Source organism: Rhodoplanes tepidamans, from assembly GCF_030813915.1.
GTDB lineage: Bacteria > Pseudomonadota > Alphaproteobacteria > Rhizobiales > Xanthobacteraceae > Rhodoplanes > Rhodoplanes tepidamans.
This window is the reverse complement of the sequence record NZ_JAUSUJ010000018.1, coordinates 1-11,781: the sequence shown is the minus strand read 5'-3', so window position 1 is coordinate 11,781 and position 11,781 is coordinate 1. Positions and strand designations below refer to the sequence as shown.

Sequence of the window (11,781 nt, the reverse complement as noted above, 5' to 3'; positions counted from 1 at the left end):
GGACACGAGAGATGTTTCCCCCGCTCCCGAACCCGACCACCGCTCCGACCCCGCCGCGCTTCGGCGACCAGGACCTGATCCGCCGGTCGGCGTCCACCGTGACGCCGCCCGCCAAGCGGCAGACCGAGGTGGCCAAGCTCATCGACGTGTCGAAGTGCATCGGCTGCAAGGCCTGCCAGTCGGCCTGCCTGCAGTGGAACGACATGGTCGAGGAGGTCGGCGTCAATGTCGGCGTCTACGACAACCCGCACGACCTGACGCCGGCGTCGTTCACGCTGATGCGCTTCACCGAATGGGAGAACCCGGAGACCAAGAACCTCGAGTGGCTGATCCGCAAGGACGGCTGCATGCACTGCGAGGATCCGGGCTGCCTCAAGGCGTGCCCGGCGCCGGGCGCGATCGTGCAGTACTCGAACGGCATCGTGGACTTCGTCCACGACAACTGCATCGGCTGCGGCTACTGCGTGAAGGGATGTCCGTTCGACATCCCGCGCATCTCCAAGGTCGACAACAAGGCCTACAAGTGCACGCTCTGCTCCGACCGCGTCGCGGTCGGCCAGGGCCCGGCCTGTGCCAAGGCGTGCCCCACCCAGGCGATCGTGTTCGGCACCAAGGACGACATGAAGCAGTGGGCCGACGGCCGCATCAAGGACCTGAAGTCCCGCGGCTTCAAGAACGCCGGCCTGTACGATCCGCCGGGGGTGGGCGGCACGCATGTGATGTACGTGCTGCACCATGCCGACAAGCCGGAGATCTACGCCGGCCTGCCGAACAACCCGCGGATCAGCCCGCTGGTCGAGATCTGGAAGGGCGTCGCCAAGTACGCCGGCTTCGCCGCCATCGGCGCGATGGCGGCCGTCACGGTCGTCCACGGAATCTTCTCGGGGGCGAGCCGCGTCTCCCCGCACGACGAGGAGAAGGCCAAGGAGATGGCCGAGAAGCCGCCGGCCGGCGAGAACGCCTAGGGAGAACGCGTGATGAGCGTGACGAACGAAAGACGAGAGGTCGTCAAGGGCGACGCTCTCGAGAAGGGCGATCCGGTCGTCGAGCCGGTCGTGGTCGTCCGCTACTCGACGGCGGCCCGGATCAACCACTGGCTGACGGCGGGGGGATTCGTGCTCCTCGCCCTCTCGGGGTTCGCGCTGTTCCACCCCAGCCTCTACTGGCTCACCGGCCTGTTCGGCGGCGGCCAGTGGACCCGGACGATCCATCCGTGGTTCGGCGTCTTCCTGTTCCTCGGCTTCACCGGGCTGTTCCTGCGCTTCTGGCGGGTCAACCTGTGGTCGCCGGCGGACGGGAGCTGGCTCAAGAACATCCACACGTTCCTGGCCGGCGACGAGGACAAGATGCCGGAGGTGGGGCGCTTCAACTTCGCCCAGAAGGCGGTGTTCTGGTGGATGGGCATCCTGATCCTGATCATGATCGGGACCGGCGTGGTGATCTGGGAGCAGTATTTCGGCGCCTACACCACGGTGGAGCAGAAGCGCGTCGCCGTGCTGGTCCACTCGCTCGGGGCGATCGTGATGGTCTGCATCCTGATCGTCCACATCTACGGCGCCGTGTGGGCCCGCGGCACCATGACCGCGATGGTCAAGGGCAAGGTCTCGGGCGGGTGGGCCTTCAAGCACCACCGCATGTGGCTGCGCCAGCTCGCCCGGAGCGAAAAGACCAACCACGTGCGCACCCCGACCGGCACGCCGGCGGAGTGAGGTGTCGCGTCGCGGGCGCCGCCAGTTGATCTTCGGGGCGCCGGGCACGGCGCCGGCGCTCCCTCTCCCCGCGTGCGGGGAGAGGGTTGGGGTGAGGGGGCCTCGCGTGGATACGCAGGCTCGTGGACACGGAGACGCCCCCTCACCCGGATTTCCCGCGCAAGCGCGTGAAATCCGACCTTTCCCCGCGTGCGGGGAGAGGTGACGTTTGGCGCAATCCCGTTTTTCTGATTAGCTTCCGCGGTCCTGGTCCTGTCACGTGGCCCGTGCGGTTCGTGAGGTGAGTGATGACTGATTTCGGTTCCGGTGCGGGCAGCTACGGCGAGCTCGGCACCATCACGGCGCCGCCCTTCGCGGTGCGGCCCGATCCCGAGACCCTGTTCCTGCGCCGCAGCGACCGGTTTCGCGCCCTCGCGGACGGGCATCCGCTGAAGCCCTACCTGATCTTCCTGGCCGATCTCGCCAGCGCCCAGCACTGGGTGCAGCAGGAGCTGCCGCCGGTGACGCCGCCCGAGGCCGAGACGGTGGCGCGCGCCCGCGCCCACCACATGCCGCCGCTCGACCGCCAGGGCTTTTCGCCCGACGCCGTCTGCACGGCGACGCTCGACCGCCTGCTGGTGCTGTTCGCCGACTGCCACATGCCGGACCAGGCCCGGACCGCGCTCCGCCGTGTGGCGGAGGCCGATCCGGCGAGCCGCACCGTGATGATGCGGGCCGTGCTGGCCGATGCGATTCCGGTCGAGGCGATCGCCGAGCACGTGCTGGTCGCCGCCGCCCTGCAGGTCCATTTCGCCCGCCTCGCCGCGACGCTCGACCCGAAGGCTCTCGTCCAGGTGGGCGACGCCGTGTGCCCGGCCTGCGGCGGCCGCCCGGTGGTCTCGGTGATCGACGAGATCGGCGGCGCCAACGCGGCGCGCTACTGCATCTGCGCCCAGTGCAGCACGCAGTGGAACTATGTCCGCATCCGCTGCACCTCCTGCGGCAGCACCAAGGGCATCTCCTATCAGGAGGTCGAGGGCGCCGGCGGCACCATCAAGGCGGAGACCTGCTCGGAGTGCGGCCATTACGCCAAGGTGCTGTACCGCGACAAGGACCCAGGCCTCGATCCGGTCGCCGACGACGTCGCGACGCTCGGGCTCGATCTTCTGGTGCGCGAGACCGGGATGAAGCGCGGCAGCGTCAACCCGTTCATGCTCGGCGTCTGAGGCCCGGAATGAGCTCCCGGGCGATGGTCCGAGACGCGGCGCTCCGCCGGCTTCCGTCCGTGGACGAGGTGCTGAAGACCGGCACGGCGGCCGTCGCGGTCGATCGGTTCGGCCGGCCGGCGGCGGTCGCGGCGGTGCGGGCCGCGCTCGACGAGACGCGGACGGCGCTGCGGGCCCAGGGGGCCGCCGACACGGCGCCGTCGGCCGACACGCTGGCGCAGGCGGCGCTCGCGAGGCTCGTCGCCGATGCGACGCCGGCGGTGCGCCCGGTGCTCAATCTCACCGGCGTGGTGCTGCACACCAACCTGGGCCGCGCCGTGCTGGCCGAGACGGCGGTCGAGGCCGCCGTCGCGGCGATGCGGCGGACCGTGGCGCTCGAGTTCGACCTCTCGACCGGCAGGCGTGGCGAGCGCGACGGGCTGGTGCGCGATCTCCTGTGCGAGCTCACCGGCGCCGAGGACGCGACCCTCGTCAACAACAACGCCGCCGCCGTGCTGCTGGTCCTCAACACGCTGGCGAAGGACCGCGAGGCGATCGTCTCGCGCGGCGAGCTGATCGAGATCGGCGGCGCCTTCCGCATGCCCGACATCATGGCCCGCGCCGGCACGGTGCTGGTCGAGGTCGGCACGACGAACCGCACGCATCCCGGAGACTATGCCGAGGCGCTCTCGGAGCGCACCGGCCTGGTGCTCAAGGTGCACACCTCGAACTACCGCATCGAGGGATTCACCGCGGCCGTCTCCGCGAAGGAGCTGGTGGCCATCGCGCGTGAGAGGAACGTGCCGGTGGTCGACGATCTCGGCTCCGGCACGCTCGTCGATCTCGCCCGCTTCGGCCTCGCCCGCGAGCCGACCGTCGCCGAGGCGGTGGCGGCGGGGGCCGATCTCGTCACCTTCTCGGGCGACAAGCTGCTGGGCGGCCCGCAGGCGGGCTTCGTCGTCGGGCGCAAGGACCTGATCCAGCGGATCAACCGCAACCCGATGAAGCGGGCGCTGCGCATCGACAAGATCCGCCTCGCCGCGGTCGAGGCGACGCTGCGGCTCTATCGCGATCCCGACCGGCTGGCCGACCGGCTGCCGACGCTGCGCCATCTCGCCCGGCCGCAGGCCGAGATTCTCGCCCAGGCGCGGCGGATCGCGCCAGCGCTCGCGGCGGCGCTCGGCGACGGCTTCGAGGTGACGGCCGGCGACTGCGCCAGCCAGATCGGCTCCGGCGCGCTGCCGCAGGCGACGCTGGCGAGCGCCGGCCTCTTCGCCCGTCCGCGCGACGAGCGGGGCGCCGGCCGCGCCGTCGAGAGCCTGGCGAAGGCGCTGCGCGAGCAGCCGGTGCCGGTGATCGGCCGCATCGCCGACGGCGCCGTGGTGCTCGACCTGCGCTGTCTCGACGACGAGTCGGGCTTCCTCCAGGTCCTCGCGTCCATGCCCGGAGGCGCCGATGCGCTGGCTTGACCGTCTGCTCGGCCGCGAGACGCCGGCGATCGACGTGAAGGCCCGCATGGCCGAGGCCTACGATCTCGCCGGCCGCGGCGAATACACGGCCGCGCTCGACATGTGGGCCGAGCTCGCCCATGCGGGCGTGCCGCGCGCCCAGAACAATGTCGGCGCCTGCTTCGCCGAAGGGCTCGGCGTCGAGCGCGACCTCGCGCTGGCGCGGCGCTGGCTCGAGCTCGCCGCCGGCAACGGCGATCCGGTCGGCCAGCGCAACCTCGCGGCGCTCCATTTCAAGGGCGAGGACCGGGCCCCCGATTTCGCCGAGGCGGCGCGCCTCTACCGCGCCGCCGCCGAGCAGGGCGACGGGGTGTCGCAGGACATGCTGAGCTGGATGCTGCTCGAAGGCGAGGTGATCGAGCGCGACGTCCTCGAAGCGCGTCGATGGGCCGAGGCCGCGGCGAAGCAGGGCGTCGCCGCGGCGATGACCCGCATGGGCATGCTCCATCACGACGCGCTGGGCGTGCCGCGCGATCCGGCCGAGGCGGTGCGCTGGTGGCGGCGCGCCGCCGAACGCGGCGACGCCGCCGGCCAGGCGATGCTCGGCGCGGCCATGATCATGGGGGCCGGAGTCGAGGCGGATCCGATCGAGGCGCTGGCCTGGCTGCTGCGCGCCCAGGCGGGCGGCAGCGCGCTCGCCGCGCAGTACCTGCCGGCGGCCCGCAACCCGCTCGACTCCGCCGGCCTCTCGGAGGCGGCCCGCCGCGCCGCCGCGCCGCTGCCGGATCCCGGACCGCTCGATCCACCCGCGGGACAGGCGACATGATCGTCGGCACGGCGGGCCATATCGACCACGGCAAGACCTCGCTGGTGCGGGTGCTGACCGGCGTCGACACCGACCGCCTGAAGGAGGAGAAGGCGCGCGGCATCTCGATCGACCTCGGCTTCGCCTATCTGCCGGTCCCGGCGGACCCGGCCGGCGGCGACGCAGGGGCGGACGGCGGCGTGCTCGGCTTCGTCGACGTGCCGGGCCACGAGCGCTTCGTCCACACCATGGTGGCGGGGGCGAGCGGCATCGACATGGTGCTGCTGGTGGTCGCCGCCGACGACGGGGTGATGCCGCAGACCCGCGAGCATCTCGCCATCGTCGATCTGCTCGGCATCCGCCGCGGCGTCGTCGCGCTGACCAAGGTCGACCTCGTCTCCGCCGAGCGCCGCGGCGCGGCGACCGCGGAGATTCTGAGCGCCCTCGACGGCACCGGCCTCGCGGAAGCCGCCATCGTTCCGGTGTCGTCGGTGACGGGCGAGGGCATCGCGGCGCTGCGCACCCGCCTGTTCGAGGCGGCGCGGCGCTTCGGCCGGCGCGAGGGGACGGGGCGACGGTTCCGGCTCGCCGTCGACCGGTCCTTCACGCTGACCGGCACCGGCACGGTGGTGACCGGCACGGTGCTGTCGGGCCGCGTCGCCGTCGGCGACCGCGTCGCCGTGAGCCCGTCCGGGCTCGCCGCCCGCGTCCGTTCGATCCATGCGCAGAACCGTCCGGCCGGCGAGGGCGTCGCCGGCGACCGCTGCGCCCTCGCTCTCGCCGGCGAGCAGATCAGCAAGGAGGCGATCCGGCGCGGCGACATGGTGCTCGACCCGGCCCTGCACGCGCCGGCCGACCGCATCGACGTCGTGCTGCGCCTGCTGCCGGGCGAGCCGAAGCCGGTGACGCAGTGGATGCCGGTGCGGCTCCATCACGCCAGCGCCGAGGTCGGCGCCCGCATCGTGCTGCTCGACGACACCCCGCCCGGGCCCGGCCGCGAGGGCCGGGTGCAGCTCGTGCTGGAGCGGCCGATCGCCGCCGCGGCGGGCGACCGCTTCGTGCTGCGCGACGTCTCGGCGAGCCGCACCATCGGCGGCGGCCGCTTCCTCGACCTGCGCGCCCCGGCCCGCAAGCGCCGCACGCCCGAGCGCCTCGTCCAGCTCGACGCGCTGGCGCTCGACGATCCCGGCGCGTCGCTCGCGGCGCTGCTGGGGCGCCCGCCGTCTCACGTCGAGCTCACCGGCTTCGCCCGCGACCACGCGCTCTCCGACGACGCGCTCGTCCGCCTGGTCGAGACGCTGCGCGTCGTCTGCATCGCCGACCGGGATCTGGTGATCGGGCTCGCCGCCTCGACCTGGGAACGGCTCGTCCGCGACATCGTCGCCCGGCTCGACGCCTTCCATGCCGAGAACCCGGACCTGCCGGGCGTCGGGCTGGAGCGGCTGCGCCTGCAGATCGAGCCACGCCTGCCGGCCCCGGCCTTCCGCTCGGTGCTGCAGGGCCTCGCACGCGAGGGGGCCGCGGTGCTGGACGGCGCCTGGGTGCGCCGGCCCGGCCATGCCGTGCGGCTGAACGAGGCCGAGGAGCTGCTCTGGCAGGCGATCGCGCCGACGCTCGGCGGCACCGAGAAATTCAAGCCGCCGCGGGTGCGCGACATCGCCGGCCGGCTCGCGGTCGACGAGGCGGTCGTGCGGCGCGTCCTCAAGCTGACGGCGCGCACCGGCCGCATCGACGAGGTGGCGCACGACCATTTCTTCCTGCGCGACACCGTCGCCGAGATGGCGGCCATCGCGGTCGATCTCGCCACCGGCCACGCGGGCGTGTTCACGGCGGCGCAGTTCCGCGACCGGCTCGACAACGGCCGCAAGGTCGCCATCCAGATCCTGGAATTCTTCGATCGTCACGGCGTGACCTTGCGTCGCGGCGATCTCAGGCGCATGAACAGGCATCGGCTCGACCTGTTCGGTCTGCGGGCGGACGTTCCACGAACGGACGATCCACGAGGCGATGGGCCGCCTGCCGACGACGCTGGAAGACATTACAACGGAAGAGAATCGTCCCCGGTGGGGCGTCCGGACTTCAAATCCGGGAGGGGCCGCGAGCCGGTCTCTGGTGGGTTCGACTCCCATTCTCTTCCGCCACCTCTCGGGAGCGCGCGATGACGACGCCGGTCTCCTCCCTGTCGGTCGTGAAGTCCCTCGAAGCGGCCGCCGGCCATGCCGAGACGGCCGAGCGCGAGTATCGCCGGGAGGCGGCGCAGCGCATCGCCGCGCTCGAGCAGGAGCGCGCCTTCGCGTATCGCCGCCTCAACCTCGTGCGCGAGCTCGCCGAGGCGATGGCGGGCGCCGACGCCGAGGAGAGCGCGGTGGGCATCGCCTTCGCCATGCTGCGCGGCAAGCTCGGCTGGAGCCAGGACAGCGAGGCCCGCAGCGAGGTGATCGAGCGTTTCGCGACCTTCGCGCAGGCGCTGTTCCGCTCCCTCACGAGCGAGGACGAGCCGGAGCCGTCGGCCCCGGCGGCGCTCGCCGAGTTCGAGAACTGGTACGTCGAGAACCGCCACGCGCCGTTCTGGATTCTCTTCGAGCACTACATCCCGGAGACGCCGCTTGTGGACTTCTGAGGGACGTCCGGCATCGACGAATGGACACCGGTTCCGCTCGTCCCCGCGAAGGCGGGGACACGGGGGCGTCTCGACGTGCGGCCGCTGGAGTCCCGCATTCGCGGGACTGAGCGGCGGGTGGGGCGACTTCGGCGAAAACCCCGCGAAGCCCGGCCCATGACCCGCCGCCTGCTGATCGTGCTGCTCAACACCGACCCGCGCAATCCCGAGGAGCTCGGTGCACCGTTCTATCACGCCGCCGTCGCCGCCGCGATGGACTACGCGGTCGACGTGGTGTGCACGGCGACGGCCGGCCGGCTGATGCGGAAGGGCGTCGCCGAGGGCATCCACATCAAGTCGGGCCACCCCAAGACCGTGCACGACTGGATCAGGGAGGCGCACGACCAGGGCGCCCGCTTCTGGGCCTGCCCGGCCAATCTCGATCTGTTCGACATGACCGAGGCGGATCTGATTCCGGAATGCAGCGGCATGATGGGCGCCGCGGCGATGATCCGCGACCTGATGGAAGGCGAGTGCCGGGTGCTGACGTATTGAGATATCCGGTAGTCCCGGCTTGTTTCTGAGTCGTCATGCCCGGCCCTGTGCCGGGCATCCACGATGCGGCCGTAGGCCGCGGACAGGCGTGGATGGCCGGGACGAGCCCGGCCATGACGGAGGCTTTGGAGGGAGCTTCCTCGTGGCCAAGGTGCTGGACGCCGACTATCCGGACGATCTCTTCTACGACATGGAGAACCAGATCTGGTACGCGGCCGAGCCGGACGGTGCGGTGCGGGCCGGCTTCACGCCCTGGGCGGTCGGTCTGATGGGGGACGTGCTGGTGTTCACGCCGAAACGCACCGGGCTCGACTTCGAGAAGGACCGCTGGATCGCCATGGTGGAAGGCGGCAAGTGGGTCGGCGCGGCGCGCGCGGGATTCGACGGCACCGTGCTGGGTCACAACGCGCGACTGGTGGACGAGCCCGAGCTGATGATGAAAGATGCGTTCGGCGAGGGCTGGATGATGCGCCTGCGTCCCGCCCGCGACGACTGGCGCGACGGTCTCGTCACCGGCGAGGCCGTCACGGCGGCGTTCGACGCCTGGCTCCTCACGGGCGCCTACAAGGACCGCACCGGGTAGCCGCCCGGTTCTGCCCACCGAGACGGCCCTCCGGGCCGACACGACATCCAACCGAGACATCCAACGAAGAACGCGCGCCCTCGCCGGCGCCACGAGGAAATGCCATGACCCGACGACTGCGCGTCGCCGCGACCCTGCTCGCCTTCGCCGTGCTTCCCGCCGCCGCCCAGACTCCGGCGCCCGCATCGCCGCCGCCCGGCCTCGCCGGTCCGCTGGTGCTGGCGAAGCAGGGCAGCTTCTTCGTCGGCGGCCGCACCATCAAATCCGACACGCTGTCGACCCTGCCCGCCTACGCGCCGTCCGGCACCATCACGGTCGAGCAGATGTATGTCCGCTATCAGGTGCCGGTCGAGGCGCGGCGGCCGCCCGTGACGCTGATCCACGGCTGTTGCCTCACCGGCAAGACCTGGGAGACCACGCCGGACGGCCGCATGGGGTGGGACGAGTATTTCGTCCGTCGCGGCCACCCGACCTACGTGATCGACCAGGTGTCGCGCGGCCGCTCGTCGGCCGATCCGAGCCTCGTCAACAGCGTGCGGCTCGGCAAGACGCCGCCCGACAAGACGCCGCCGATCTTCGCGGCCGGCCAGGAGGCAGCGTGGGCGATCTTCCGGTTCGGCACCGAGTATCCGCAGGTGCATCCCGGCATGCGCTTCCCGCTCGCCGCCAAGGACGAGTTCTACAAGCAGATGGTGGTCGACTGGATCGCCACCATGCCGACCCCGAACCCGACCGTGACGGCGCTCTCGCAGCTGGCGAAGCAGCTCGACGGCACCGTGCTGATCAGCCACTCGCAGTCCGGCATCTACCCGTTCCAGACGGCGGCGCTCGACACCAGGGGCATCGCCGCGATCGTCTCGATCGAGCCCGGCACCTGCCCGTCGGCGACCGGCGACCTGAAGCCCTATCTCGGCATCCCGATCATGGTGCTGTGGGGCGACTACGTGGAGACCTCGTCGCGCTGGGCGCCGCGCCTGAAGGCGTGTCGCGCGTTCGCCGAGGCCTTGACCAAGGCGGGCGGCCGCATCGATCACGTCGTGCTGCCCGAGATCGGCATCAAGGGCAACTCGCACATGCTGATGCAGGACGACAACAGCCTGGAGATCGCCGACCGGCTGGTCGCCTGGATCGAGAAGACCGTCGCCGCGAAGAAGAACTGAGCAACGATACCGGCGTCCGGCGCCGCCGCGGCGGGCTCACAGCCCGGCGCGGCGGAACATGCCGCGGGTCTCGGACCGGGCCGCGGCGCCGTAGCCCGCGGCCGAGGCGACGAGGCCGCTCTGCCAGCGGCCTCCCTGCGCGACCGTGTCCCACGACAGGATCAGCATCACCATCACCAGCAACGCAATGAACACGCGCATCGGCCGCACTCCCCGAAGAACCGGGCACGCCCGGTCGGCTGCCATCGTGACGGATGGTCGGCGGGAGACGCGGGCCGCGGCGCTGTGCCTCGCCGTGGCGCCCGCGCTCTCGCCGCCGTGAGGACAGCGTAGCGCGCGAGACTTGCCGCGGCGGTTAGGGCGATCGGCTGTTCCGTGGGGGTCGATGTCGCGAAAAGTTTCGTCGAATGCGCGCGGTCGGCCGGTCAGGGCGAGACGCGCCGGGCGCGGCGAAGAGTCTGGCCGGGCGGCTCGCCGAACGCAGTCTTGTAAGCGGCGGTGAAATGGCCGAGATGGGAGAAGCCGGACAGCCGGGCGATCTCGGCGATGGTCGTCTCGGGATCGCCGTGCTCGAGCCGGGCGCGGGCGAGTGCCAGCCGGTGCCGGCGGACATACTGCACGATGGTGCAGTCGTGGTTCGCCCGGAACAGGATCTGCAGCGAGCGCAGCGACAGGCCGGCGTGGCGGGCCATCGCGGCGAGATCGACGTGCCGCTCCGCATGCGCCCGGATGTACTCCTCCGCGCGCTGCAGCGCCGCGGTGTTGCGGCCGACGGCGCGCCGCGTGTCGGAGGCGGCCGCGGTCGCCAGAACCTCGGCGAGTCGGAGCACCAGAATCTGATCATACGCCGCTCGGAACGCGGGCAGGTCGATCACCGCCTTCGGTGAGTCGTCGAGCGTCGCGATCGCCCGTCTGACGTGGTCGGCCAGAAGCTGGAGACCGGGCAGGCCGGGTTCCAGGAAGAACCGGCCCAGAATGGTATCGGCCTCGGCGTCGCATTCGAAGAGCCTTACCGCCGCATCGACACGCGACCGGTTCGCGGAGGCGCAGATGTGATGACCGGCCGTGAGCCGGAGCGCCAGCTCGTCCACGGGCAGAAGCCCGGCAATCCCGGCGGCGGCCAGGCTGCGGACCGTCCTGCCGTGGACGATCTCGAACGACGACGTGGTCGGGATCACCAGACGGACGCCGGTGCTGGGATCGGCGACGAGCGACATGGCGGAGGTCTGCTGGACCGAGAAGATCCCGGTACAATCGGCCGTCGTGTCGAACGTGAATCCCGTGACGTCGCATCGGAACGGGCCGGCCCGCTCCGGATCGAGGCGCACGATTTCAGGGATGATCTCCTTTGCGCGCGCGCGATGCTCGTCGAAGCTGCTCGTGGTCAGGAACTTGAAGCGGTCCAGCATGTCGGTCCGGGGGCGGAATGCTGAATACTTAGTCTGCTCACGAGAAACGGATGTCTATAATACCTTTTCCGGTGATGTTGCGGAAATGGGATAGTCTTGCGGATTTCGGAGTATCGGAAATTGAGTGTAGCTTAATATAAACTTAGAGGTTTCGTTCGAGAATTACATGTCATAATACAAAATGGCTAAAGCCCGTACCTGCCGTTCGACCGAGCCGGGGGGGGGGGGCCACGGGGGCGCCCCGCGCGCGGGCCACGCCGATCAGGGTTGGGCCAGGTGGGAGGTGTAGCCCCAACCCCAAAATACCAAAAAAAACAACCATAAGTCAC

Annotated in this window: 11 protein-coding genes, 1 tRNA gene and 1 pseudogene; 11 read left to right on the top strand and 2 right to left on the bottom strand. The window is 70.9% G+C overall.

Annotated elements, in window-relative coordinates:
- The first annotated feature begins 11 nt into the window (after nt 1-11).
- The 11 genes and pseudogenes from fdxH to J2S22_RS20235 all read left to right on the top strand — a co-directional run bounded on the left by fdxH (nt 12) and on the right by J2S22_RS20235 (nt 10,043).
- On the top strand, nt 12-965 hold the full coding sequence (fdxH, locus tag J2S22_RS20285) for a formate dehydrogenase subunit beta (protein ID WP_272777030.1): 954 nt from the start codon (nt 12-14) through the stop codon (nt 963-965).
- Nucleotides 966-977: 12 nt separating this feature from the next.
- The gene (locus J2S22_RS20280) at nt 978-1,709 is read left to right on the top strand and encodes a formate dehydrogenase subunit gamma (RefSeq protein WP_272777031.1); all 732 of its coding nucleotides are present in this window, start codon (nt 978-980) and stop codon (nt 1,707-1,709) included.
- A gap of 287 nt (nt 1,710-1,996) precedes the next feature.
- A complete protein-coding gene (fdhE, locus tag J2S22_RS20275) occupies nt 1,997-2,914 on the top strand; it encodes a formate dehydrogenase accessory protein FdhE (protein WP_272777032.1) in 918 nt (305 codons plus the stop codon).
- Nucleotides 2,915-2,922: 8 nt separating this feature from the next.
- The gene (selA, locus tag J2S22_RS20270; protein ID WP_307155864.1) at nt 2,923-4,362 is read left to right on the top strand and encodes an L-seryl-tRNA(Sec) selenium transferase; all 1,440 of its coding nucleotides are present in this window, start codon (nt 2,923-2,925) and stop codon (nt 4,360-4,362) included.
- Entirely contained in the window at nt 4,349-5,167 is an 819-nt protein-coding gene (locus J2S22_RS20265) for a tetratricopeptide repeat protein (protein ID WP_272777034.1), read from the top strand. Before selA ends, J2S22_RS20265 begins: the two co-directional genes overlap by 14 nt.
- Nucleotides 5,164-7,026 (top strand): annotated as a pseudogene (gene selB / locus J2S22_RS20260) (selenocysteine-specific translation elongation factor); the annotation flags it as partial. The gene J2S22_RS20265 and the pseudogene selB, both read left to right, overlap by 4 nt.
- Before the next feature lie 165 nt (nt 7,027-7,191).
- A tRNA-Sec gene (locus J2S22_RS20255) sits at nt 7,192-7,287 on the top strand.
- Nucleotides 7,288-7,304: 17 nt separating this feature from the next.
- Entirely contained in the window at nt 7,305-7,766 is a 462-nt protein-coding gene (locus J2S22_RS20250; protein WP_272777035.1) for a hypothetical protein, read from the top strand.
- A 156-nt stretch (nt 7,767-7,922) separates the two neighbouring features.
- Nucleotides 7,923-8,300: a DsrE family protein gene (locus tag J2S22_RS20245; protein WP_272777036.1), complete on the top strand. Its 378-nt coding sequence runs from the start codon at nt 7,923-7,925 to the stop codon at nt 8,298-8,300.
- 142 nt (nt 8,301-8,442) lie between these two features.
- Nucleotides 8,443-8,883 (top strand): biotin/lipoyl attachment domain-containing protein, encoded by a 441-nt coding sequence (locus tag J2S22_RS20240; protein WP_272777037.1) that lies wholly within the window; start codon nt 8,443-8,445, stop codon nt 8,881-8,883.
- 104 nt (nt 8,884-8,987) lie between these two features.
- Nucleotides 8,988-10,043 (top strand): alpha/beta hydrolase family protein, encoded by a 1,056-nt coding sequence (locus J2S22_RS20235; RefSeq protein WP_272777038.1) that lies wholly within the window; start codon nt 8,988-8,990, stop codon nt 10,041-10,043.
- A gap of 36 nt (nt 10,044-10,079) precedes the next feature.
- Here J2S22_RS20235 and J2S22_RS20230 read toward each other — a convergent pair whose 3' ends face one another.
- Nucleotides 10,080-10,244, bottom strand: coding sequence for a hypothetical protein (locus tag J2S22_RS20230; protein ID WP_272777039.1), 165 nt, complete (start codon nt 10,242-10,244; stop codon nt 10,080-10,082).
- A 224-nt stretch (nt 10,245-10,468) separates the two neighbouring features.
- Nucleotides 10,469-11,452, bottom strand: coding sequence for an AraC family transcriptional regulator (locus tag J2S22_RS20225; RefSeq protein ID WP_272777040.1), 984 nt, complete (start codon nt 11,450-11,452; stop codon nt 10,469-10,471).
- Nucleotides 11,453-11,781: the final 329 nt, after the last annotated feature.